Genomic DNA, 24,321 nt, shown 5'->3' on the forward strand with positions numbered 1-24,321 from the left:
GTATTGTTGCAAAGCCCGCTCCGGTTCGCCGGAGCGGGCTTTTTGCGTTTTCCGAACAGGAAATGGTCGCGATCGCTTTCAGATACGCTCAAGGTTCTCTTCGCACTCCATGCACGTGACGCTGTGACCGGGGCACCTGAGCCGGTGTGTTCCTCCAGGGCAGCAATGGCCGTTCGAGCTCGCCCACCGGGCACAGACAAACACCTTGCGGGTTCCGTGGCATTGTGGACATTCCATCGGGCGGGCCAGCAGAGCCTCGTTTTCCGAGACACGGCATTCCCTCTCAAGAACCTGGACCATCTGAAACCCCACGGCCGAAATACGGCTAAGCTATCCATACCCGGAAAGCCTAAATTAGAATTTAATCACATAGATCACGAGCCTTCCGAGGGGGAAGTTTCGCGGATGGCGATCTCAGTCCGCCGCAGTCCGCCGCGCGTGTCTCATTCCCAATTTCGGCCGTCTCAAGATCAAGCTCCGGTTGCTCCCGGCATCGGTCGACCCGCGATTTTGCCCACCGATTTTCGCATTCGGATCGTTATAGGCTTTCGCTTTGCTGGAGCGGCGTTAAAGCTGCCCGGCAAATGCCTGAGCGGGAACAGTCCGTTCCTGCGTCGGTTCGTTTGGACAAGGATGTCTGCCAATGACATTGATGGGCGCAGCGGCACTTTTGATCCTTGTCCTGACTTATGCCGGCGTCGCAGTCGGGCGTATTCCAGGCCTCCGTCTCGACCGGGCAGGGATCGCCTTGCTGGGGGGGGCGGCGATGATCGCCATCGGCGCACTCAGTATGGAAGATGCCTATCGCGCCATCAATTTCGACACCATTACGCTGCTGCTCGGCATGATGATCGTGGTGGCGCATCTGAAGGTGTCCGGCGCCTTCCGGGCGCTTGGCGCCTACGCTATCGAGCATGCGCACGCGCCTTTCGTGCTGCTGGTGATGGTGACGCTGTTGACCGGCGTGTTGTCGGCGTTCCTGGTCAACGACGCCATCTGCCTGGTCATGGCGCCGATCGTCGTCCACGTCACCCGTGTCATCAATCGCAATCCCATTCCCTATCTGATCGCCACCGCCACCGCGTCCAACTGCGGCAGCGTCGCCACCATCACCGGCAACCCGCAGAACATGGTCATCGGCGCGCTGTCGGGAATTTCCTACCCAGCCTTTTCGGCCGCCCTGGCGCCGGTTGCCCTCTTCGGCCTCGTCGCGGTCGTCGTCATCGTGCGCATCGTCTACCGCGCCGAATTCGCCCGCCCCGCCGATCTCAACCCGGAAGTCTATCGCGGCCGCATGCTGCCGGGACAGGTGCTGAAGGCGGTGGTTGTCTGCATTGGCCTGGCCATCGCCTTCTTCGCCGGCGTTCCGGTTGCCAAGGCAGCGCTCATCGGCGGGGCCATCCTGCTGCTCACCCGCGCCATCAAGCCGGCCCGCATCTACCGCGAGATCGACGGCCCGCTGCTGTTCATGTTCGCCGGCCTGTTCATCGTTGTCGCCGGCGCCGAAAAGACGCTGCTGACGCCCGACATCATCGCCTCGGCCAAGAACCTCGGGCTGGACGACGTCTGGCGTCTATCGGGCTTCACCGCGGTGCTCTCCAACATCATGAGCAATGTTCCGGCCGTGCTGGCGCTGCGGCCATTCATACCCGGCCTTGAAAACCCCGGGCGTGCCTGGCTGGTGGTGGCGATGAGCTCGACGCTGGCGGGCAACTTCACCTTGCTCGGCTCAGTCGCCAACCTGATCGTCGCCGAACAGGCGCGGGCGGCCGGCACGCAGCTGTCCTTCTCAGCCTTCTTCAAGGTCGGCCTGCCACTGACGCTGCTGACCCTTGCCGTCGGGACGGCATGGCTGGCGGCTGGATTCTAGAGCAATTCCAGGAAAAAGTGTGAAGCGGTTTTTCGGTCCGGAATTGCGTCAAAACAAAGAGATAGCGTGTTTCGCCGTCTTCATTAAACGATGAACGCTCTAGCGGATAGTCGCCGATCCTGACCTTGCCCGAACCAGCGTTGCAGCGGCATGTCCGGCCGCCTCGACATAGTCGGGGTTGCGGTGGATCAGCATGATCGAGAACGCGCCGTCCATCAAAAGCACGATTTCGCGCGCCAGGGTCTGCGGCTCGTCGACGCCGTGGCCTGTGAGTTCGCCGGCCAGCCAGGTCTCGAAATTCTGCTTATGCCGCGCCCCCGCTTTAACGGCCGGGTGTCCGGGCATGGAAGCGAGTTCGGCTGCCGTGCGCAGAAAGCCGCAGCCTCTCCATTTCGGGTGCTTCGCCACGCGCGCCAGATTGGTGAAAATCGCCTCGACCTTGCGCTCGACATCGCCTTCGGCCGTCTCGAACCAGCCGGCCATCTGCTTGAGGTTCGGCTGGTCGCGACCGTCGAGATAGGCCGCGATCAAATCGTCCTTGCTCTTGAAATGATAGTAGAGCGTGCGCTTGGTCAGCCCGGCTTTTTCCGCCACTGCATCGACGCTGACGCGGCCGATCCCCTCGGCATAGAACAGCTTCGTTGCGGCATCGACAATGCGTTTGCGGGTGGGGTTCGGTGCTTCGCTCATAGGGCAAGTATACCGACTAGTGAATATACATACAACCGAAAGCCTGATCCTCTCCGGTCGACAAACACAGGGAAGGAAAAGACATGACCGAGCTTGTGCTCACCGAGGCCCGCGACGGGATCGCCATCCTCACACTTAATCGGCCGGAAAAGCTCAACGCCTTGAACTATGCGCTGATTGATCGCCTGCTTGCGCTCCTCGATGCCGCCGAGACCGACGATGCCATCCGCGCCATCATCCTCACTGGAGCAGGAGCGCGCGCCTTCTCCGCCGGCGCCGACATCCTTGAATTCTCAGGCAGCGTGGCCATCGGCGTCGACGTTGCCCTGCGCGACTTCGTCATGCGCGGACAGCGGCTGACTGCAAGGCTGGAGGCATTCCGCAAGCCCGTCATCGCCGCCGTCAACGGCATCGCTTTCGGCGGCGGCTGCGAGATCACCGAAGCCGTGCCGCTCGCTATCGCCAGCGACCGCGCCTTGTTCGCCAAGCCTGAGATCAACCTTGCAATGCCGCCTGCTTTCGGCGGCACGCAGCGGCTTCCGAGGCTGGCAGGGCGCAAGCGGGCGCTCGAGCTGCTGTTGACCGGCGATTGGTTCCCGCCGCCGCGCGCCCTCGAACTCGGCCTCGTCAATCAGGTGGTGTCGCATGAGGAGCTGATGCCCGCCGCAATTGATCTCGCCCGGCGCGTGACCAGGCATTCTCCTGCAGCAATTGCCTCGATCCTCACAGCAGTGGCGCGCGGCCTGAACCAGAGCATCGCGGATGGCTTGGCTGTCGAGGCCGAGCAGTTCGCCCGCATGGCTCCGACCGCTGATCTGCGCGAAGGGCTGGATGCCTGGATCGCACGCCGCCAGCCGGGCTGTCACGGCTCGTGGACGCACATCACCCGGCCGGATGAAGCCAGGCGAGCCTCAACGCAGCAGGACGGGCTTGCGGACCGCGATCAAGGCGCCGTCACGGCCAGATGACCTTTCATGTTGGGGTGGAAGCGGCAGAAATAGTCGACCGCTTCCGCCTTCTGCAGGGTCAGGCTCGCTGTTGACCTCGGCGGGATCATCACTTCCCAGCCGCCCTTGACGGTAGCCGTGTGGGCGAACACGTCATTGTTCACCCACTTGATCGTGTCGCCGACCTTCGCCTCGACGGTGGTCGGCGAAAAGACAAGCTTGTCGATGGTGACCTGGATGGTTTCGGCCTGCACGGGTGAGGTCCCGAAGACCAGCGCCAGTGCAATCCATAGCAGCCGTTTCGACATGGCCTGGTCCTTACTTCAGCATACCTGCAACATGCTCGGCGTGCTGTTCATGGCCCTGGAAAATCTTCAGGCCGGTCTGCAGCAGGCTCTTCAACTCGGCATTGCTGGCCGATGGGATCAAAAGGGTTTCAAGCGCGCCGTCGACCTGTTTGTGGTAGGCGATCTCGTTGTCGACATAGGCTTTGTCAAAGGCTGCGCCGTCGAGTTTGGCGAGCTTCGCCCGCTCCTCGGCCGCAGCCTTGGTCAGCGCCTGGCTGGTTGCGTTGTCTTCCGGCGTCACCTTCAGCTTCTTTACCAGTTCCAGTGCCTGCGCGTTGACCGCTTCGTGGTCGCGCACCATGTCGTTGGCGAAATCCACGACCTCCTTGGTCTTCGATTTCTTGATCGCCTGCTTGGCGGCTTCCACATCGATGACGCCTGCCGTGTAGGCGATGTGGGCGATCTGCGGGTCCGTCGGCTTGTCGGCGGCTTGTGCGAGCGGGGCAGCGCCAAGCAGCAGCAAGGCAGCGAGGGCGGCGGTGTGTCGGGTAAGCATGGCATCTCCTTCGCCCGGACGCGGGATCGCGCCGGGCCATGTTTTTCAGTTGACGGTCATTGGATGCGCAGCGGCGGCAAACGTTCCCGGGGAAATCGGCCAAATCAGCCGATGATCAGCTCTCCAGGCCGAGCCGCTGCATGACGGCGCTGGTCAGCCTGTCGCAGCGCCGGCCGGCAAACGGGAAGGCGTCGAGCAGCACCGGCCCGATCTGGTCGTCGAGTGCCTTGCGTACCAGGGCGCGGGCGCGGTGTAGCCTTGTCTTGACGGTTTCCGGCCGCACGCCAAGCAGCTCGGCGGTCTCCTCGATACTGAGCCCCTCGATAACCCGCGCCACGAACACCGTCCGATAAACATCGGGCAGGCTGTCGGTCGCCCGTTCCACCAACTCGAGGATCTGCCGCTGCGCCATCGTCCGCTCCGGATCGTCGCTGGGATTGAGGGGGAACTGGATGATTTCGGCTTGCGGGTTTTTCGCCACCGTCCGCCGCCTTTTGCGCAGACGGCCGAGCGCCTCGTTGATGACGATGCGCGACAGCCAGGTGGCCAATGAGGACTCCCCGCGAAAGGCATCGAGATGGGCAAAGGCTCTGACATAGGCCTCCTGGACGATGTCCTCGGCTTCGGCATCGTTGCGCACCACCCCGCGAGCGATCCGATAGAGCCGCTGATTATGGGTCTTCATGATGATGCAGAAGGCGTTGCCTTCGCGTGCCAGCGCGCGGCGCACGAGAAGCATCTCGCTTGAAGCAGCCGTGGGCATTGGTACAGACATAGCAGGCATGGCCAGTTCCTCGATCCAATCCCCGTCCGAAACCTCGATCAAGACATTGGATGACATCGCCGGCAAAAGGTTCCCGGCCATTTTCGCCCGGCTCCGACGGCGCCTAGAATACTGCTTCCGCCAGCGGCTTGTCAGCAGCCTGCACTCGCGCCGTGGCCGCAAGCAGGTCGGTCTGCGTGATCAGGCCAAGGATGCGGCTGTCCCCGTCCACGATGATGACTGCATGGGTGCGGCCGTCGGTGAGCACCGGTAGCAGGGCCATGGCGGGCGTACCGGCGGCGGCGGTCGACGCTGTCGACGTAACGCTTCCGACGGCTTCGTCGGCTCGCGCCAATTCCCTCAATCCAACGGTGCCGACCAGCCTGGCGTCCTTGTCGACAACCGGCAGCGTGCGGATATTGTGGTCGAGCAGCAGATGACGCGCCCGATCGGCGGACGCGTGTTCATCGACCGAAATCACGTCGCGGGACATGATGTCCTCGCACAACATGGTTCGGTGTGCGCGCATCGTCGCTTGCAGTTCGACCTGTCGCAGCAGCTGTTCGAGATCGTTGCGGTCGATGTCGAAGGTCTCGTCGAGCGCAGCCAGCGCGGCATCGATGTCCTCGGCCCGGAAGCCGATGCGCTCCTGAGCCGGCGGATCGATGGTTCCGTGCGTGCTTTTCGGGGCAGGGGCCGGCACATGCGGGTAGCTGCGTCGCGACAGCCTGTGGAAAGCATAGCCGAGCGCGACCAGCATCATGGAGTTCAGCGCCACCGGCACGAACGGAAACAGGAAGCCCGCACCGATCACGGCCGGCCCGCCGAGCACGGCGGTCAGTGCGGCGGCTCCGCCCGGCGGATGCAGGCAGCGCGAGAACGACATGGCGGCGATCGCCATCGCCACGGCAATGCCCGTGGCGAGAACGGGCTGATGGACGAAATGGGCCACGATCACGCCGACCAGCGCCGATATTGTATTGCCGCCGATGATCGACCATGGCTGCGCCAGCGGGCTTGCAGGCACCGCAAACAGCAGCACCGCCGACGCCCCCATCGGCGCCACCAGCAGCGGCACATGCGGGCCATTGCCAAGCACCAGCGCGCCGATCGCGCCGGTCAGCGCAATGCCGATCATCGCCCCGATGCAGGCGATGAGGCGCTCGCGCAGCGTCGCGCCGGCGAGAATGGGGACAAAGAGACGAAAGGCCATGGCAAGCTCAGTCCGGCTGGAATTGTGCGCGCAGCGCCTGCAATGGCGTTGGACCGACGATTTTGAAAGTCAAACCGATCCGAAAAAGCGCGCATTGGGGAAATAAGATTGCGCTTGGTCGACCCATGAGCGGCTTTGCGACGTCGATCGCCTGCGAAAGTCGCTCGCCAATCCTTTCAACGGGTTGGGCGGACCAGCGGAATCAGCTTCGCAAGTTTGCTGGTGTCATGCCGCAGCGGCCGCTTCCAGCCCGCGCAGGATATCGGCCATGAGGTCCTCGACATCCTCGAGTCCGATCTGCAGCCGGATCAGCGGGCCGTCATAGGGGCCCTTGGCGACGGTACGGTCGCCGAGGAAGACCGGCACGGCGAGGCTCTCATAGCCGCCCCAGGAATAGCCGAGACCGAAGATTTTCAACGCATCGAGGAAGGCATGCTGCTGTCTCTGGCCGCCGCCTTTGAGCACGATGGAAAAGATGCCGCTAGAGCCGGAAAAATCGCGCTTCCACACCGCGTGGTCGGGGTGGCTGGGAAGCGCCGGGTGCAGCACGCGGGCCACGCCGGGCTGGCCTTCAAGCCAGACGGCAATGGCAAGCGCGCTCTTTTGATGGTGATCCAGCCGAACGCCCATCGTGCGCAGGCCGCGCAGGACTTGGTAGACGTCGTCGGGGCCGGCGCAGCAGCCCATCGTGTAGAACGTCTCGCAAAGCTGCTTCCAGCAGTTGGCATTGGCAGACACTGTGCCCAGCAGCACGTCCGAATGCCCGGCCGGATATTTCGTCGCCGCATGGATCGAGATATCGACGCCGTGGTCGAGCGGACGGAAATAGAGCGGCGTTGCCCAGGTGTTGTCCATCATGACGATGGCGCCCGTTTCATGCGCGGCCTTGGCGATCGCCGGAACGTCCTGCACCTCGAAGGTGTTGGAGGCCGGTGATTCCGTAAACACGACTTTGGTGTTCGGCTTGATTAAGCTGGCGATGCCGGCGCCGGCATGCGGAGCGTAATACTCGACCTCGACACCCAGCCGCTTCAGCATCGTGTCGGCGAAATTGCGGGTCGGATGGTAGACGGAATCGACAATCAGGATGTGATCGCCTGCCGAGAGAAACGCCAGCAACGGGACGGTCACCGCCGCCAGGCCCGACGGCACGATTATGGTGCCGGCGGAGCCTTCCAGCGCGTCGATCGCATGCGCCAACGCATCCGTGGTCGGCGTGCCGCGTGTGCCATAGGTGTATTTCTGGCTGCGCGCCGCCATCGCCGACGCATTGGGATAGAGCACGGTCGAGGCATGCACGATTGGCGGATTGACGAAGCCGAAATAGTCGTGCGGATTGTTGCCCGAATGGGCAAGCCGCGTGTTGATACCCATTTCGTTGCCGTCAGTCGCCATTGCTCTTCGCCTTGTGGTGAAAGCGCTAGCCATAGAGCGGCGGCATTGGCCGTGCAACAGCGGGCGCCCGCCAGGCGGTGCCCTTTGCATAGGCCAATTCCCCCATGAATAGTCTGGAATGCGCGGCGATCCAGAGCCGCGGATTTCATGAGTGGATGTGGATTAGCGTCGACGGACTTTGCCGGTTTTATTTGCGGGGCTTGCTGCTTTCCTGATGCTGTTGTCTGCAATTCAGGCATTTGCGGCAATTGGTTTTCAAAGCTGTCGTGAAACGGTCATTTCCCTTGACCTCACAGAGATAATCGCCTTCGATGCAGTTCGTGAATGGGAGGGGCCGGGCGTCGGTTACGACGCGGGGTTCCGGGAATGAGCCGGATGGGAGCCGGGTTCACGCGGGAAAAGATCAGGATTTGCCTGAGGATCAGGGTTTACCTGAAAACAGAAAAGGGTCTGTGGGTTATGAAACACATTGCAATTGGCATTCTCGGCGCCGCTGCGCTTGGATGGATGGCTTCGGCCGCGTCGGCGAGCACGCTCGACGACGTCAAGGCGAAAGGCTTCATCCAGTGCGGTACCAACACAGGTCTTGCCGGCTTCGCTGCGCCTGACGACAAGGGTGAATGGAAAGGCATCGATGTGGATTTCTGCCGCGCGGTCGCGGCCGCCGTCTTCGGCGACGGCACCAAGGTCAAGTTCACGCCGCTCAGCGCCAAGGAGCGCTTCACCGCACTGCAGTCGGGCGAAGTCGACATCCTGTCGCGCAACACCACCTGGACCATCAATCGCGATACGGCACTTGGCCTGAACTTCGTCGGCGTCACCTATTATGACGGCCAGGGCTTCATGATCAACGCCAAGAAGCTGCCGGGCGTCAATTCGGCGCTGCAGCTTTCGGGTGCGGCAGTCTGCGTGCAGAGCGGCACCACGACCGAGCTCAACCTCGCCGACTACTTCAAGGCGAACAAGATGGAGTACAACCCGGTCGTCTTCGAAAAGCTTGAAGAGGTCAACGCCGCCTACGACGCGGGCCGTTGCGATGTCTACACCACCGACCAGTCGGGTCTCTACGGCATCCGCCTGACGCTCAGCGCGCCGGCAGACCATGTCGTGTTGCCCGAGATCATCTCCAAGGAACCGCTCGGCCCGGCCGTGCGCCAGGGGGACGACCAGTGGTACCACATTGTCAAGTGGACCTATTTCGCGCTGCTGCAGGCAGAGGAACTGGGCATCACCCAGGCCAATGTCGACGAGATGAAGACCTCGGACAACCCGGAGATCAAGCGCGTGCTCGGCCAGGAACCCGAAACCAAGATCGGCACCGATCTCGGCGTTAGCAATGACTGGGTCGTCAACATCGTCAAGGCAGTCGGCAATTACGGTGAGATGTTCGAGCGCAATGTCGGCACCGGCAGCCCGCTGAAGATCGCGCGCGGCATCAATGCGCTGTGGACCAAGGGCGGCCTGCAATACGCGCCACCGATCCGCTGATCGAAATGCGATCCGGAAGGCAGATTGTCTGCCTTCCGGTTTCTCTTTGCAGGGGATGGGCAATGGCGTCGCAGGAAGTCCTACGCGAGGAGCCGAGCCGCGGTTCCTTCATCAACGATCCAAAAGTCCGTGGAGTTGTCTTCCAGGCGGTGGTTGTCGTCTTGCTGGTGGCGAGCGTCTGGTGGATTGTCCACAACGTCATCGACAATCTGCAGCGCCTGCACATTTCTTCCGGGTTCGGCTACCTGAAAAGCCGTGCCGGCTTCGATATCTCAGTCAGCGCCATCCCCTACAACTCGGACGATACCTATGGCAAAGCCATTGTCGTCGGGCTGATCAACACCCTCATCGTCGCCGTTGCCGGCATCATCACCGCAACCATCATCGGCTTCATCGTCGGCATCGGCCGCTTGTCGCACAACTGGCTGATCCGCAAGATCTGCACGGTCTATGTCGAGATTTTCCGCAACATCCCGCCGCTGCTGGTGATCTTCTTCTGGTATTCGGGCGTGCTGGCGGTCTTGCCCGTGGTGCGTGAAAGCATCAACCTGCCATTCGGCTCGTTTCTCAACCAGCGCGGCTTCTATCTTCCTCGTGCAATCTGGGGTGATGGCTCCTGGCTGATCTTTGTCGCCTTGCTTGTCGGCATCGCCATGGCATGGTTCGTCGCCCGCACGGCGCGCCAGCGGCAGATGGCGACCGGTCAGCAGTTTCCCGTATTCTGGACGTCCCTGGCGCTGATCGTCGGCCTGCCGATTCTGGCCTATGCGCTGAGCGGCTTTCCCCTGACCTTCGATTTTCCGAAGCAATCGACCTTCAACCTGGCCGGCGGTTTCCACATCGGGCCGGAATTCCTGTCGCTCTATCTGGCGCTGTCCTGCTACACAGCCTCCTTCATCGCCGAGATCGTGCGTGCCGGCATTCTCGGCGTCTCGAAGGGCCAGTCGGAAGCGGCTGGCGCTCTGGGGCTGCGGCCGGGATCGATCCTGCGGCTAGTCGTCGTGCCGCAAGCCATGCGCATCGTCATCCCGCCGCTGACCAGCCAGTATTTGAACCTGACCAAGAACTCGTCGCTGGCCATCGCTATTGCTTACCCGGACCTGACGGCGACCGCCGGCACAGTGCTCAACCAGACGGGGCAGGCGGTCGAAAACGTGCTGATCATGATGGTCGTCTATCTCGTCATCAGCCTGGTGACGTCGGCGGTCATGAATGTGGTCAACGCCAGGATGGCGCTGGTGGAGAGGTAAGGCCATGCAGGAACATGATACCGCTTGGGTGCGGACCGAAATGGCACTGGCGCAACAGGCGCCGGCCGGCGTGCGGGGGCCTATCGCCTGGGTCCGCAAGAACCTGATCGGTTCGGTGGGCGACACCATCCTGACCGTACTGGGCATCGCACTGGTGGTGATGATCCTGCCGCCAATCATCAACTGGGCCTTCATCAGCGCCCAGTGGGTAGGGTCCGATCGCTCGGTATGCGCCACGGCGGCGCAAGGCGGCGTTCAGCCGGATGGCTGGTCCGGCGCTTGCTGGGCGTTCGTCAACGCCAAGTTCGGCCAATTCATGCTCGGCCGCTATCCTATTGAGGAGCGCTGGCGGCCGATCCTGGTCGCCATACTGTTCGTGGCGCTGCTGGTGCCGCTGCTGATCCCGCGCGTGCCGCGCAAGGGGCTGAACGCGATCCTGCTTTTCCTGGTGCTGCCGATCGTCGCTTTCGTGCTGCTGGTCGGCGGCATGTTCGGCCTGCCGCATGTCGAGACGCAGCTATGGGGCGGCCTGCTGGTGACGCTCAGCCTGGCCTTTGTCGGCATTGCAGTGTCGCTGCCGTTCGGCATCGTGCTGGCGCTTGGTCGGCGCTCGAAGATGCCGATAGTCAAGATGCTGTGCGTCATCTTCATCGAATTCGTTCGCGGCATCCCGCTGATCACCGTTCTGTTCTTTGCCAGCGTCATGCTGCCGCTGTTCCTGCCCCCCGGCGTTTCCTTCGACAAGTTCCTCAGGGCGCTGATCGGCTTCTCGTTGTTTGCCGCCGCCTACATGGCGGAGGTGGTGCGCGGCGGTCTGCAGGCGATCCCCAAGGGCCAGTATGAGGGGGCGGATTCGCTTGGTCTCGGTTACTGGCAGAAGATGAACCTGATCGTGCTGCCGCAAGCGCTGAAGCTGGTCATACCCGGCATCGTCAACACCTTCATCGGCATGTTGAAAGACACAAGCCTGGTTATCATCATCTCGATGTTCGACCTACTCGGTGTCGTCAAGCAGAACTTCTCCGATCCCAACTGGGCGACGCCGCAGACCACCAAGTCCGGCCTGATTTTCGCTGCCTTCGTCTTCTGGCTGTTCTGCTTCGGCATGTCGCGCTATTCGATGTATACGGAACGCCGGCTCGACACCGGCCACAAACGTTAAAAACAAAAAAGGGGAACCTGCCATGGTCATAGAAAACGCCGTCAGCGCCGAAGAGATCAAGGTCGATGCCAAGAAGATGCACATCTCGACCACCGATGTCGCAATCGACATCATCGGCATGCACAAATGGTATGGCGAGTTCCATGTGCTGAAGGACATCAACCTCAAGGTGATGCGCGGCGAGCGCATCGTCATCTGCGGTCCTTCGGGCTCGGGCAAGTCGACCATGATCCGCTGCATCAACCGGCTGGAAGAGCACCAGAAGGGCAAGATCATCGTCGACGGCAAGGAACTCACCAACGATCTCAAGAAGATCGACGAGGTGCGCCGCGAGGTCGGCATGGTGTTCCAGCACTTCAACCTGTTCCCGCATCTGACCATCCTGGAGAACTGCACGCTGGCGCCGATCTGGGTGCGCAAGACGCCGAAGAAGCAGGCCGAGGAAATCGCCATGCACTTCCTCAAGCGCGTCAAGATCCCCGAACAGGCCAACAAATATCCGGGCCAACTGTCGGGCGGCCAGCAGCAGCGCGTAGCGATCGCGCGTTCGCTGTGCATGAACCCGCGCATCATGCTGTTCGATGAGCCGACCTCGGCGCTCGATCCCGAAATGATCAAGGAAGTGCTGGAGACGATGGTGGGCCTGGCCGAGGAAGGCATGACCATGCTGTGCGTCACTCACGAAATGGGCTTTGCCCGCAAGGTCGCCAACCGGGTGATCTTCATGGATCAGGGCCAGATCGTCGAACAGAACACGCCGGCCGAGTTCTTCGACCATCCGCGCCACGAGCGCACGAAGCTGTTTCTGTCGCAGATCCTGCACTGAGCATTTTCATGCGAACCAAAAGAGCCCGGCCGTAATGCGGCCGGGCTCTTTTGCTATCTGGGGTCGGGGTTGATCTTCTCCATTGAAACACAAAGCCGCCGCCGCATGAGAAAAGCCCTGCGTTTCGTGGCCATGCTGATTATCGTGGTCGCGCTCGCTGCCACGCTCGGCACGCTGGTGCCGCGTCCGCTGTGGCCGGCGTCAGCGGCGGGTGAGGGCACGCGCCATATTCTGGTGCTGGAGAATCCGATCCACACCGACATCGCCATTCCCGTCGATGACGAAGTGCGCCGGCGCTTCCATTTCCTGGTCGCTGCCGGCATCCCTGTCGACGCCCCGGAAGTGCGCTACATCGTCTTTGGCTGGGGCGGCCGGGCCTTCTATCTGGAGACGCCGAGCTGGTCGCAGCTGAAAGCAGTGCCCGTCCTCAAGGCGCTGACACTGGACGCCTCGGTCATGCATGTCGATATCGCCGGGGCCATCGCCGAGCCGCACCCTGCTGTCACCGGTTTCGACATCGATGAGGAACGTTTTGCAGCGCTGCTCGACTATATCGACGCGAGTTTCCAGCAAGGGCCGCATGGTCCGGTCGTCATCGAGAACGCCGCCTATTCCAGCTTCGACCGCTTCTTCGAGGCGAACGGCCATTTCAACGCGCTTGTCGGCTGTAACACCTGGACAGCCGCCGGCCTGCGCACCGCCGGCCTGCGCACCGGCTGGTGGAACCCGCTGCCGGCCTCGCTGGGCTTGTCGATGCGGTTTTATAACTAGCAGTCCTTCATCGCACCGCGGGGACAGCACTCCCCTCTGGCCTGCCGGCCATCTCCCCCGCAAGAGGGAGATCAGCCGTTTTGCCCGCGCTCCTGCTGCAACGCCGGCGATATTGGCGAAGGCGACGGCGACATCCAATCTCCCCCCTTGCGTGGGAGATGTCCGGCAGGACAGAGGGGAGTGGGAAGGATCGCTACGTTGACGATCTAGACTGCCGAGTGTCCGCTCGCCATCCATAGAGCCAGTCGAGGTCGGCGGCGAGCTTGTCGGGCGAGCGCATGGCCAGGAACAGATTGCGGGCGATCGCCACCGGGCCGGCAGCATGCCAGGCGAGGCGGTTTACGGCCCCACGACGCGCGGCCTTGGCGACACGCGGCCGCCGAAGATTTTCCCAGATTCGAAAACTTCTGGGCAGATCGCCAGGGAAATCGGCGATAGCGTCGGCAAGCGTGATGGCATCTTCGATCGCCATTGCCGCGCCCTGTGCGGCAAACGGCGTCATCGCATGCGCAGCGTCGCCGATCAGCGCGATGCCCTGCGGGCTCGTCCACCGCTGTTGTTCGACGGTGTGGATCGGAAAGGCCGTCCATGGGCCGGCCAGTGCCACAAGCTTCGTCAGGCCCGGCGCGGTGCCGCGCAGGGCAGCCGTGAGGATCGCGGGATCGGCATGGCCCGACCAACCTTCGGCCATGCGCTCGCCCTTGGTGAAGGCGGCGAGATTGAAGGCCCGGCCTTTGCTGACGGGATAGGCGACCATGTGGAAGCCTGGATGCAGGAACGTGGTGACGCATTCGGCGGCGCCGATCGCGACAAAGGCTTCGCCGGAGGCGCTCTCGGCCGCGATCGTGACTCGCCAGGCGAGTTCGCCCGAAAAACGGCTTTTGACGAAGTCCTCGCCTGCGAGTTGCGCCCGGACCGCCGACCAGACGCCGTCGGCGCCGACCAGCAGTTTGCCGCGTGCCTCGATCTCGCGGCCGTCCACTTCGGCGGTCACGGCGACATATTGCGCGTCTTTGACGATGCCGGTCACGCGGGCGCCAGTGATGAACTCAATCTCCGGCCGTTCAGCCATTTGCGCCAACAGCGCTGCCTGCAGATCTGCGCGGTGAGCAACGAGATAAGGCGACTGCCAGCGCGCTTCGGCGGCGTGCCCGAGCGGTACCCGCGCCAGTTCGCGCAGCGTCCCGGCGTCCTTGAGCACGACCGCTTCCGGCCGCAACGCTGCGGGCAGCAGTCGGTCGAGCACGCCGAGTTTTCCAAGAATGCGTGTTGCGTTGGGCGAAAGCTGGATGCCGGCGCCGGCCGCTTCGAGGTGCTGTGCCTGTTCGATAAGCTTTACCGGATAACCCCGTCCGGCGAAGGCAAGGGCAGCGGTCAGCCCGGCGATGCCGGCCCCGGCGATTATGACCTGCCGGGACCTGATGTCTTCCATCGGGCTTGTCGCGGAAGGATCAGGCGGCCTGGTCGATATAAAGGCAACCAGCCGGCAGCGTTTCCGTCGCCCTCAGCTTCGCCGAATAGCGGTAGAGCGTCGAGCAGTAGGGACAGACCTTTTCATTGTCGTCGCCCATGTCGAGGAACACATGCGGGTGGTCGAAGGGCGGGTTGGCGCCGGTGCACATGAATTCCTTGACGCCGATGTCGATTGCCGGATGGCCCGCATCGTTCTGGAAATGGGGAATGGAACCGCCTGCCATCGTCGTCTCCTTGATCTCGTCGAAAAGCATCTGGAACATAACAGGCCTGTTTGCAAGATCGATGAAATGAAACTGTCGCAAAAGCCTGTCAGAGGATACGTTGAGCCGGTTAAGTGCATGTCCCTGAAATCGGAACGGTTTTCGCCGAAGGGTCATGCGCCACAAAAGCGTGTTAGAGGCATGGCACGTCCAGCGGCGCTCCAAGGGACGGTTGGCGGGGGAAGAGCAGGAACCATGAACGAACTGAAGCCGGTGCAGAGCGAATTCATCAATGTCGAGGTGGCGAGCCCCGAGGGCGGCAACCCCGATCGGTTCGTCAACCGTGAGTTCTCCTGGCTGCAGTTCAACCGGCGTGTGCTCGAGGAATCCCAGAACCAGCACCATCCGCTGCTCGAACGCGTCCGTTTCCTGTCGATTTCAGCCGCCAATCTCGACGAATTCTTCATGGTCCGCGTCGCCGGCCTTGCCGGCCAGGTGCGCGAAGGCATTGCGCTCAAGAGCCCCGACGGCCGCACGCCGGAGCAGCAGCTGGAACAATTGCTGCGCGAGGTCGAGCGGCTGCAGGAGGACCAGCAGAACAGCCTTTCGGCGCTGATGTTGCTGCTCAACAAGGAAGGCATTGAGAGCATCACCCGCGATGCACTGACCAAGGATGAGAAAGTCTGGCTGGAAGATCATTTCCAGGACCAGGTCTTCCCGGTCCTGACTCCACTGTCGATCGACCCGGCGCATCCGTTTCCGTTCATTCCCAATCTCGGCTTCTCGATGGCGCTGCAATTGCGCCACCGCAAGAATGGCGAGGAGATGAGCGCGCTTCTGCGCCTGCCGGTGGCGCTGAAGCGCTTCATCCGCCTGCCCGACCGCAAGCAGCACGTTCGCTTCATTCCACTGGAGGAGGCTGTCGGCCTCTATATCGGCAAGCTGTTCCCCGGCTATGAGGTCAAGGGTTCCGGCACCTTCCGCATCATCCGGGACAGCGATATCGAGGTCGAGGAAGAGTCGGAAGATCTCGTGCGCCTGTTCGAGACGGCGCTGAAGCGGCGCCGCCGCGGTTCGGTCATCCGCATCGAATTCGACAAGTCGATGCCCGGTGAATTGCGCGAGTTCGTCGCCGGCGAGCTTGGCGTCTCTTCGAGCCGCATCAGCGTTCTGACCGGCCCGCTGGCGCTCAGCCAGATTTCCGAGATCGTCGCCGTGCCGCGCGACGACCTGAAGTTCACCCCCTACAATCCGCGCTTTCCCGAGCGCATCCGCGAGCATGGCGGCGATTGTTTCGCGGCCATCCGCGAGAAGGACATCGTCGTCCACCACCCCTATGAATCCTTCGACGTGGTGGTCCAGTTCCTGCGCCAGGCAATGGCCGACCCGGAGGTGGTGGCAATCAAGCAGACGCTCTACCGCACCTCCAACGACAGCCCGATCGTGCGCGCCTTGGTCGACGCGGCCGAGGCCGGCAAGTCGGTGACCGCCCTGGTCGAGCTCAAGGCGCGCTTCGACGAGGAAGCCAACATCCGCTGGGCGCGCGACCTCGAACGCGCCGGCGTCCAGGTCGTGTTCGGCTTCCTCGAACTGAAAACCCATGCGAAAATGTCGCTCGTGGTGCGGCGTGAGGACGGCAAGCTGCGCAACTATGTACATCTCGGCACCGGCAACTACCATCCGGTGACCGCGCGCATCTACACCGACCTGTCCTTCTTCACCACCGATCCGACGATCGCGCGCGATGTCGCCCAGCTGTTCAACTTCATCACCGGCTACGCCGAGCCGACCGATGAGATGCGGATCGCCATCTCGCCGTTTACGCTGCGCAGCCGTATCCTCAAGCACATTGCCGACGAGGTCGCCTACGCGCTGGCTGGCCGTCCGGCGCGCATCTGGATGAAGATGAACGCGCTCGTCGATCCCAACATCATCGACGCGCTCTATGACGCCAGCCGTGCCGGCGTCGAGATCGATCTCGTCGTGCGGGGCATCTGCTGCCTGCGGCCGCAGGTGCCCGGCCTGTCGGAAAACATCAGGGTCAAGTCGATCGTCGGCCGCTTCCTCGAACACAGCCGCATCTACTGCTTCGGCAACGGCCATGGCCTGCCGTCGGACGAGGCGATCGTCTACATCGCCTCGGCCGACTTGATGCCACGCAATCTCGACCGCCGCGTCGAGACTATGGTGCCGATCACTAATCCGACGGTGCATGAACAGATCCTTGGCCAGATCATGCTGGGCAACATCATGGACAACCAGCAAAGTTTCGACGTATTGGCTGACGGAACCTCCCGGCGCGTCGTGCTGGAGGAGGGTGAGGAACCGTTCAACGCGCAGGAATATTTCATGACCAATCCGAGCCTGTCGGGACGGGGTGACGCGCTGAAGTCGCATGCGCCCAAGCGCATCGCGCAGTTCAAGCGTCGCAAGAAGAACACCGGCTGATGATTTCAACGTCCCAAGGCCGGCTGCAGGATCGCCGGCCGCTGTCCATCATCGACATCGGCTCGAACTCGATCCGCCTTGTCGTCTATGAAGGGCTGGCGCGCTCGCCTACCTTGCTGTTTAACGAAAAGATGCTGGCCGGTCTCGGCCGCGGCATCGTTTCGACCGGCAAGCTCGATCCCGAGGCGGTGACGCGCTCGATGGAGGAGTTCCGCCGTTTCCGCGCGCTCTCCGACCAGGCGGGTGCGGAGCACATGTTTGTGCTGGCAACGGCCGCGGCCCGCGAAGCGATCAACGGACCCGACTTCATCCACCGCGCCCAGGATGTGCTCAAGACCGAGATCCGCGTGCTCACTGGCCGGCAGGAGGCGCATTATTCAGCGCTTGGCGTCATTTCGGGCTTCCACCCCGCCAATGGCATTGCCGGCGATCTTGGCGGCGGCAGCCTGGAGCTTATCGACATCAATGGCGAGGCGATCGGCGACGGCATCACGCTGCCGCTGGGTGGCCTGCGGCTGCAGGACATGGCCAGGAATTCGCTCGCCCAGGCGGCAAAGATCACCCGCGACGAACTGGCGCGCGCCAAATTGTTGAAGGGCGGGCTGGGACGGCCCTTTTACGCCGTTGGCGGCACCTGGCGAAACCTTGCCCGGCTGCACATGGAAATGACCAACTACCCGCTTGGCGTCATGCACCACTATGAGATCGGTGTCGAAAGCGCCGCCAATTTCCTGAAGCAGGTGGCGAAAGGCGAGATCGAGAAGGTCAAGGGCATCGAAGGTGTGTCGAAGAACCGCCGTTCGCTGCTGCCCTATGGCGCGGTCGTGCTGCAGGAGATCATGGCGGCGATGCAACCGTCGAAGATCATCGTCTCGGCATTGGGCGTGCGCGAAGGGTTTCTCTATTCGCTGCTCGACCCTGCCGAGCAGAAGGCCGATCCGCTGGTCTCCGCTTCGGAGGAACTGGCGCGGCTGCGGTCGCGCTCGGTCACCCATGCGCATGAGCTTGTCGAATGGACGGACAAGACCTTTGCCGCCTTCGGCATCGACGAGACGGAGGATGAGGCACGCTATCGCCACGCTGCCTGTCTGCTGGCCGATATAGGCTGGCGCGCACACCCGGAATATCGCGGCAAGCAGTCGCTCAACATCATTGCCCACGCATCCTTCATTGGCGTCGATCACCCCGGCCGTGCCTTCCTGGCGCTGGTCGGCCTGTTCCGCCACGAAGGCGTGTTCAACGATGCGGCGCCGGAAATCCGCGGCCTGGCGACGCCGCGCTATCTCGAGCGCGCCCGCATCCTGGCGGCGGTGCTGCGCGTCGTCTATCTGCTGACTGCGGCCATGCCCGGCGTCATGCCGCGGCTGAAATGGGAAAACCGCGGCAATGGCACGTTGGCGCTGGTGCTGCCGGCCTCACTTTCCGATCTTTACGGCGAACGCCCGGCCGGACGGCTGGCGCAACTGGCGCGGATCACCAACCGCCGGCTGGTGCTGGCGGTCGAGGGTGGGCAGAGCGTGTCGGTGAAGTAGGCGCGGCCTGACAGCAAAACCATGTCGTCGTCGGCCTCGCGTTCGAGCACCGGCTTCCTCAATCCGTCGCTGCTTCGCACCGCCACCTTCCCCCTCCGGAGGGAAAGGAAGGGAGCCTCGTTGGAAAGCGTTGGCGGCAATAGGCTCGCGCCCTTCCTCTACCCCGTCGATCGGGGGAGAGGGGGCTCGGCGAAGCCGAGACGGAGTGGGGGTCGACCTGCCTCGGGCATCGATGGTTCAACCGGGACGATATTTGACGATATCAGACCGCGGCACCGCGCCCGTCGATCGACCAGGCCCCGGCGCCGGCCATGGCTAGCGCCAGGAATCCGCCGGCGATGGCAATATCCTTCATCAGCATCTGCTGGTGCAGGAAGGTGAGCATCGGGTCATCGCCGCCCTGGCCGTAGTGGCCGATGGAGCCTGCAACGATGCAGAAAGCGGCAAGAAGTATCGCAACGACCGGCGTCTGAAAGCCGACCAGTATCAAGAGACCGGCAATCAACTCGAACAGCCCGGTGCCCCAGGCGGCAAGGGTCGGCAATGGCATGCCGAGGCCGGCGAAATAGCCGGTCGTCCCGGCAATGTCGGCGAGCGCGTGGTAGCCGGAGGGAACGAGCAGGGCGGCGAGCAGCAGCCGGGAAATCAGAAGCAATGCATCGCGGGGCATGGTCATCTCCGTTGTCTGTCCGCCGGCTGTTTCGAGACCGATCCTAGCAGGGATGGGACGGGTGCGCGCTTGGGCAGACAACGAAAAAGCGGCGTGGAAAATTCCACGCCGCTTTTTTCAGGCTTGGGAGGGAAAGCTCAGCCGCGCTTGGCGTCGATCGAGTAGGCGCCAGGGCCCGAGGAAGCCAGCAGCAGGAAACCGCCGGTGATGGCGACGTTCTTCAGGAAATGGATCATCTGGTTCTGGTCGGCCCAGCCGGTATGGGCGACAAAGGCCGAGGCGATGGTGAAGACCGCGAGCACCCAGGCGGCGATGCGGGTCTGAAAGCCAACGAGCACGGCAAGGCCGCCGAGCAATTCGATCAGGCCGACGACAATGGCCGTTACGGTCGGCACCGGCAGGCCCATGGCGCCGAAATAGCCGGCGGTGCCCGAAATGGCGGTGAGCTTGCCGAAGCCGGAAAGCAGGAAGATGGCGGCGAGCAGGATGCGGCCGAGCAGGATGGTGGTGGAGCTGTTGGACGCGATGCCGGCGCCGGCAGCGGAAGTGTTGATGGACATGGTGGCTCTCCGAAAAGGGTTGATGTCCCGTCAGATAGACCAAGCCGACTGTTCACCAAAGCCGCCAGTCCGGCGACACATTGTTCACAGGACGTACATTTCGGGATCGTTCGACCGACGCAAAATTCTTGTCGCGGCCAGCAGCGGCGGGAGCAAATTGTCCCGCCACAAAATTCGGATTTCTAGTTGACGCAATCCCCAAGAAGAGGGCTGCGCGCTTCCCGAGGAAACGCAAGGCACTTCCCCTGGAATCGCTTAACCCGGATGCGTCATGTCCTCCGGCCGCACCAGCCGGTCGTAGTCTGCCTCGCTGACCAGCCCGGTGGCCAGTGCTTCCTCGCGCAAGGTGGTGCCCTTCTTGTGCGCGGTCTTGGCGATCTTGGCGGCATTGTCGTACCCGATCGTCGGCGCCAGCGCGGTCACCAGCATCAGCGAGCGGTCGAGCGCGGCTTTGATGTTGTCTTCGCGAGCCTCGATGCCGAGGACGCAATTGTCGGTGAAGGAGATCGAGGCGTCGGCCAACAACTGCACCGACTGCAGGAAGTTGTAGGCCATCAGCGGGTTGTAGACGTTGAGCTCGAAATGGCCCTGGCTGCCGGCGAAGGTCAGCGAGGCGTTGTTGCCGAACACCTGCACGCAGACCTGCGTCAGAGCCTCGCATTGGGTCGGGTTGACCTTGCCCGGCATGATCGAGGAACCCGGCTCGTTTTCCGGCAGCGACAGTTCGCCGAGGCCCGAGCGCGGGCCGGAGCCGAGGAAGCGGATGTCGTTGGCGATCTTGAAGAGGGCGGCGGCCGCCGCGTTGATGGCGCCATGCGAGAACACCATGGAATCGTGCGCGGCGAGCGCCTCGAACTTGTTCGGCGCGGTGACGAAGGCAATGCCGGTAATGTCGGCGATGCGCGCCGCCACCTTTTCCGCAAAGCCGACCGGCGCGTTGAGGCCGGTGCCGACGGCGGTGCCGCCCTGCGCCAGTTCCTGCAGGCCGGGCAGCGTCATCTCGATGCGCTTGATCGAAGAGGCCACCTGCGCGGCGTAGCCGGAAAATTCCTGGCCCAGCGTGAGGGGTGTCGCGTCCTGCGTATGGGTGCGGCCGATCTTGATGATGTGGGCGAAGGCCTTCGTCTTGACCTCGAGCGCAGCGTGCAGATGCTTCAGCGCCGGCAGCAGATCGTGCACGATGCGCTCGGCGCACGCGATGTGCATGGCTGTCGGGTAGGTGTCGTTCGACGACTGGCTCATATTGACGTGGTCGTTAGGGTGCACCGGCTTCTTCGAGCCCATGACGCCGCCCAGAAGTTCGATCGCCCGGTTGGAGATCACCTCGTTGGCGTTCATGTTGGACTGCGTGCCCGAGCCGGTCTGCCAGACGACCAGCGGGAAATGATCGTTCAGCTTGCCGTCGATCACCTCTTGCGCCGCCTCGATGATCGCCTTGCCGACTGCCGGATCGAGCCGCTTCAACTCCATATTGGCTTCCGCCGCCGCTCGCTTGACGATGCCGAGCGCACGCACGATCGAGGCCGGCTGCTTTTCCCAGCCTATCCTGAAATTGCCGAGGGAACGCTGCGCCTGCGCGCCCCAGTAACAGTCGGCGGCAACCTCGATGGGGCCGAACGTGTCGGTTTCGGTTCTGGTCCTGGCAGCGGTCACTTGTCTCTCCGACGATCGAATTCGGCAACGGCGTATCGCGTTGCACAATGGCCTTCAAGCAGAGATTGCGGCCGGCAGGCAGTAAATCGGTTGAAGCAGTAGCGCCGCCCTTCGGGATCCTGCACCCTCCACTTTCGTGTGAAGGAAATTGCTCCTCAGTGCGGCTTGATCCCATGAAGTGGACGGAAACTTGCGGATTTAGCTCGATAAGATCATGTCGAGCTGGCGGATTGCTCTACGCAAACTTCCCCCAGGTTCAGCAATGCGCAATTCATGTCTACCTACTCTACCTACGAGCGACGCTGCCACACAAACTACCATCCGTGCCGGCGTCTCACTGGCAACAGCAGCGATGAGGTAGCTTATGCACTTGTCCTTCTGTTCAGTTTCCGTCCAAAATCCGGCATCGCATCCGGATCGAGCTTCGGATCGCGAAGCCGAGAATTTCAAGTCCACCCTGGGAGCGCCTCCACATGGCCTCGGAGTTTTCCAAGATGCATGGCGGCAAGGTCGAAGCCGTCTCGACGTCGCAAGTGACGCTCTTTGTCCTCCGTATTTTGCTGAAACGCGCCTGATCGCGGACCGTCAGCTCGGAACCTTTTTCCTCCAACGGCGCAGCTTTGTCCTGAGATAGGATCTATAGCCGAACGGAAGTGTTCGCCGTCCGGAAGGCGTGCTTGTCCGCGCCTCCAGACGCTGGCGCACGACGCTCATCAGTCTGCAGAACGCGGGTGTTTCCAATGATTGCACCCGTTTGACGAGATTGTCGGGCAATGGCTTTGAGCGCCAGTCGAAATAAGCCTCGTAGTCTTGCGGCGTTGCGATCAGGTGCTGGAGATAGGCTGCAAGATCGCTGGCGCTGGCGAAGGCACTGGCGTCAATAAAGGAGTGCTCCGGAACGAACTCGTCCACATTGGGAGCGCCAAGGTAGATCGGCACCGTGCCCGCCATGAACGCGTCATAGATTTTCTCGGTGACATAGTCGGCCTCGATCGAGTTCTCCATGGCCAGGCAGAATTTGTGCCGCGCAATGGTTTCGATCTTGGTCTTCGAGCCCAGATCGGGGCCAGAGACCGATCGGTTGTGGCGATATCGGCCATAAGAATCGATCTTGATGTGGCGCGCCAGTTCGTTCGCCAAATCGACACGGCCGCTATAATTCAGGCCGGCCGACTGGAAGAGTGCGACCGGCGCTTCTTCCGTTTTCGGCACGATTGGTCTGGCCAGCGCATCTTTCCACCACACCGCACGCGGAAGGTAGGGTACCCAGACATCGGACCGGGATTCATGCGTCATGATGATATCGAAGTGCCGCATGAATTTGGGGTCGGCAAGTCGCTTGTAGTTTTGGCCGCATTCCATCGACCAGGCGACCCAATATTGACCAGGGTATTTGTAGGCATCGCCAACTTCGCGAAAGTTCGGAATATGGAAGACGACTGCCGCGGCCTCGGAAATCCGTCGTTTGTCCAGTGTCCACCGCCCGGGCATTTCGCACTGTATCGACGCGATATCGACGGGTTTGCTGAAGAACGTTGTGTAGAAGAGGATCAGTGGATCGATAGACGGCATGGCACCACGAATGTCTGAAGCATTGCTCAATCTGCAGACAGACGCGGTATCGGAAGTTTGGTCAAGTGCTCCGCTTGTTCGAGGCCGAGGGCCGTCCAAACGGTCACCCCGCCGTATACCCGCCATCGATCGCGAAAATGCCGCCGCTGGTCCACGCCGCCTCGTCGCTGGCCAGATAGACGGCGATGCCGGCAAGATCGCTGGTCTGGCCGATGCGGCCGAGCGGGTAGCTGCGCTCGACATAGGTTTTCAGCTCGGCTTGCGCTGCCGCCGGCAGGTTGTCGATCGACTTGCGCCGCATGGCGGTGTCGACCGTGCCGGGCGCAATCGCATTGACCCTGATGCCGCGCGGACCAAGCTCGAAGGCCAGCGACTTGGTCAGCGAATTCAGCGCGCCCTTGGACAAGGAATACAGGCTCGACGGCCGCTTCGGGATCATCTTGTCGGCGAAGTAGGACGAGATGTTGATGACGGAGGCGTTGGCGCCGAGATGCGGCAGCAGCCGCTGGGTAAGGAAGAACGCCGCCGTCACATTGAGCGCGAAGGATTGCTGGAATTGGTGCTCGGTGACGGTCTCGAAAGGCACCAGATAAGCGACGCCGGCATTGTTGACGAGGATGTCGAGCGGGCCGGTTGCTTTCGCGCGATCGACCACGGCATCGATGCCGGAAGAGGTCGAGAGATCGGCCGACTGGGTGCCGACGTTGCCCGCCGCCGCAAGTGTCTCGCGGGCGGTCTCGAGCTTGCTGGTGTCGCGGCCGATGATCAGCACGTCGGCGCCCTCGCGCAAGAAAGCTTCCGATATGGCCAGGCCGATGCCGTCCGAGCCGCCGGTCACCAGTGCTCGCTTGCCAGAAAGTCTCATTGAAGGCCAAGTCGCATCGAATGCTCTCGCTGTTGCCCGCGTCACGAAGCAATGCCGATCGGCGAGGGCGGTCAAGCCGCCGGCCTATCGCTCAGTATGAACTTCGGTTGGCCGCGTGCCGATCCGG

23 protein-coding genes are annotated in these 24,321 nt (G+C 62.4%); 10 read left to right on the top strand and 13 right to left on the bottom strand.

Annotated elements, in window-relative coordinates; translation table 11 throughout:
- The first annotated feature begins 643 nt into the window (after positions 1-643).
- Entirely contained in the window at positions 644-1,870 is a 1,227-nt protein-coding gene (locus X757_RS137145) for an anion transporter (RefSeq protein ID WP_031194071.1), read from the top strand.
- Positions 1,871-1,969: 99 nt separating this feature from the next.
- Here the strand turns inward: X757_RS137145 and X757_RS137140 are convergent, their stop codons facing one another.
- On the bottom strand, positions 1,970-2,560 hold the full coding sequence (locus tag X757_RS137140) for a TetR/AcrR family transcriptional regulator (RefSeq protein WP_023727874.1): 591 nt from the start codon (positions 2,558-2,560) through the stop codon (positions 1,970-1,972).
- An 83-nt stretch (positions 2,561-2,643) separates the two neighbouring features.
- Between X757_RS137140 and X757_RS137135 the strand changes: the two genes are divergently transcribed.
- Positions 2,644-3,528 carry a crotonase/enoyl-CoA hydratase family protein gene (locus X757_RS137135; RefSeq protein WP_023727875.1) on the top strand — a complete coding sequence of 295 codons (885 nt, stop codon included), beginning with the start codon at positions 2,644-2,646 and terminating at the stop codon, positions 3,526-3,528.
- On the opposite strand, the gene X757_RS137130 is transcribed toward X757_RS137135, so the two are convergent.
- The 5 genes from X757_RS137130 to X757_RS137110 form a co-directional block, all read right to left on the bottom strand.
- Positions 3,504-3,815 carry a cupredoxin family copper-binding protein gene (locus X757_RS137130; RefSeq protein WP_023727876.1) on the bottom strand — a complete coding sequence of 104 codons (312 nt, stop codon included), beginning with the start codon at positions 3,813-3,815 and terminating at the stop codon, positions 3,504-3,506. The two genes, X757_RS137135 and X757_RS137130, sit on opposite strands and share 25 nt — an antisense overlap.
- 10 nt (positions 3,816-3,825) lie before the next feature.
- Positions 3,826-4,350, bottom strand: a complete 525-nt coding sequence (locus X757_RS137125) for a DUF4142 domain-containing protein (protein ID WP_023697729.1) — start codon at positions 4,348-4,350, stop codon at positions 3,826-3,828.
- Positions 4,351-4,465: 115 nt separating this feature from the next.
- Positions 4,466-5,134: an RNA polymerase sigma factor gene (locus tag X757_RS137120; RefSeq protein WP_023730437.1), complete on the bottom strand. Its 669-nt coding sequence runs from the start codon at positions 5,132-5,134 to the stop codon at positions 4,466-4,468.
- Positions 5,135-5,237: 103 nt separating this feature from the next.
- On the bottom strand, positions 5,238-6,326 hold the full coding sequence (locus tag X757_RS137115) for an HPP family protein (RefSeq protein WP_023727878.1): 1,089 nt from the start codon (positions 6,324-6,326) through the stop codon (positions 5,238-5,240).
- Positions 6,327-6,551: 225 nt separating this feature from the next.
- Complete coding sequence (locus tag X757_RS137110) at positions 6,552-7,721, bottom strand: cystathionine beta-lyase (RefSeq protein ID WP_023727879.1); 1,170 nt, start codon at positions 7,719-7,721, stop codon at positions 6,552-6,554.
- Positions 7,722-7,899: 178 nt separating this feature from the next.
- Between X757_RS137110 and X757_RS0135150 the strand changes: the two genes are divergently transcribed.
- From X757_RS0135150 to X757_RS137085, 6 genes are all read left to right on the top strand, one after another.
- On the top strand, positions 7,900-8,091 hold the full coding sequence (locus tag X757_RS0135150) for a hypothetical protein (protein ID WP_023684328.1): 192 nt from the start codon (positions 7,900-7,902) through the stop codon (positions 8,089-8,091).
- An 89-nt stretch (positions 8,092-8,180) separates the two neighbouring features.
- Positions 8,181-9,209, top strand: a complete 1,029-nt coding sequence (locus X757_RS137105; protein WP_023684327.1) for an amino acid ABC transporter substrate-binding protein — start codon at positions 8,181-8,183, stop codon at positions 9,207-9,209.
- A gap of 62 nt (positions 9,210-9,271) precedes the next feature.
- Positions 9,272-10,459: an amino acid ABC transporter permease gene (locus X757_RS137100; RefSeq protein WP_023684326.1), complete on the top strand. Its 1,188-nt coding sequence runs from the start codon at positions 9,272-9,274 to the stop codon at positions 10,457-10,459.
- A 4-nt stretch (positions 10,460-10,463) separates the two neighbouring features.
- Positions 10,464-11,621, top strand: a complete 1,158-nt coding sequence (locus X757_RS137095) for an amino acid ABC transporter permease (RefSeq protein WP_023684325.1) — start codon at positions 10,464-10,466, stop codon at positions 11,619-11,621.
- 22 nt (positions 11,622-11,643) lie between these two features.
- Positions 11,644-12,447, top strand: a complete 804-nt coding sequence (locus X757_RS137090) for an amino acid ABC transporter ATP-binding protein (protein WP_023671483.1) — start codon at positions 11,644-11,646, stop codon at positions 12,445-12,447.
- 105 nt (positions 12,448-12,552) lie between these two features.
- Positions 12,553-13,218 (top strand): TIGR02117 family protein, encoded by a 666-nt coding sequence (locus tag X757_RS137085; RefSeq protein ID WP_023727880.1) that lies wholly within the window; start codon positions 12,553-12,555, stop codon positions 13,216-13,218.
- Positions 13,219-13,411: 193 nt separating this feature from the next.
- On the opposite strand, the gene X757_RS137080 is transcribed toward X757_RS137085, so the two are convergent.
- Entirely contained in the window at positions 13,412-14,650 is a 1,239-nt protein-coding gene (locus X757_RS137080) for an FAD-dependent monooxygenase (RefSeq protein ID WP_023727881.1), read from the bottom strand.
- Between the two features lie 19 nt (positions 14,651-14,669).
- Positions 14,670-14,915: a zinc-finger domain-containing protein gene (locus tag X757_RS137075; RefSeq protein WP_023705697.1), complete on the bottom strand. Its 246-nt coding sequence runs from the start codon at positions 14,913-14,915 to the stop codon at positions 14,670-14,672.
- Between the two features lie 234 nt (positions 14,916-15,149).
- Between X757_RS137075 and X757_RS137070 the strand changes: the two genes are divergently transcribed.
- Together X757_RS137070 and ppx are read left to right on the top strand one after the other, a co-directional pair.
- The gene (locus X757_RS137070) at positions 15,150-17,342 is read left to right on the top strand and encodes an RNA degradosome polyphosphate kinase (protein WP_023671487.1); all 2,193 of its coding nucleotides are present in this window, start codon (positions 15,150-15,152) and stop codon (positions 17,340-17,342) included.
- A complete protein-coding gene (ppx, locus tag X757_RS137065; RefSeq protein ID WP_023697723.1) occupies positions 17,342-18,874 on the top strand; it encodes an exopolyphosphatase in 1,533 nt (510 codons plus the stop codon). The genes X757_RS137070 and ppx overlap by 1 nt, the downstream gene beginning before the upstream one ends.
- 262 nt (positions 18,875-19,136) lie before the next feature.
- Here ppx and X757_RS137060 read toward each other — a convergent pair whose 3' ends face one another.
- From X757_RS137060 to X757_RS137040, 5 genes are all read right to left on the bottom strand, one after another.
- Complete coding sequence (locus X757_RS137060) at positions 19,137-19,544, bottom strand: DoxX family protein (protein ID WP_023715186.1); 408 nt, start codon at positions 19,542-19,544, stop codon at positions 19,137-19,139.
- A 137-nt stretch (positions 19,545-19,681) separates the two neighbouring features.
- The gene (locus X757_RS137055; protein ID WP_023694684.1) at positions 19,682-20,104 is read right to left on the bottom strand and encodes a DoxX family protein; all 423 of its coding nucleotides are present in this window, start codon (positions 20,102-20,104) and stop codon (positions 19,682-19,684) included.
- Positions 20,105-20,359: 255 nt separating this feature from the next.
- A complete protein-coding gene (gene fumC, locus X757_RS137050; RefSeq protein ID WP_023727882.1) occupies positions 20,360-21,757 on the bottom strand; it encodes a class II fumarate hydratase in 1,398 nt (465 codons plus the stop codon).
- Positions 21,758-22,342: 585 nt separating this feature from the next.
- Positions 22,343-23,428, bottom strand: a complete 1,086-nt coding sequence (locus X757_RS137045) for a glycosyltransferase family 10 domain-containing protein (RefSeq protein WP_245260232.1) — start codon at positions 23,426-23,428, stop codon at positions 22,343-22,345.
- A gap of 4 nt (positions 23,429-23,432) precedes the next feature.
- Positions 23,433-24,194 (bottom strand): SDR family NAD(P)-dependent oxidoreductase, encoded by a 762-nt coding sequence (locus tag X757_RS137040; protein WP_023727885.1) that lies wholly within the window; start codon positions 24,192-24,194, stop codon positions 23,433-23,435.
- Positions 24,195-24,321 lie beyond the last annotated feature (127 nt).

Origin of the sequence: Mesorhizobium sp. LSHC412B00 (genome assembly GCF_000503035.1) — a bacterium.
Lineage (GTDB): Bacteria > Pseudomonadota > Alphaproteobacteria > Rhizobiales > Rhizobiaceae > Mesorhizobium.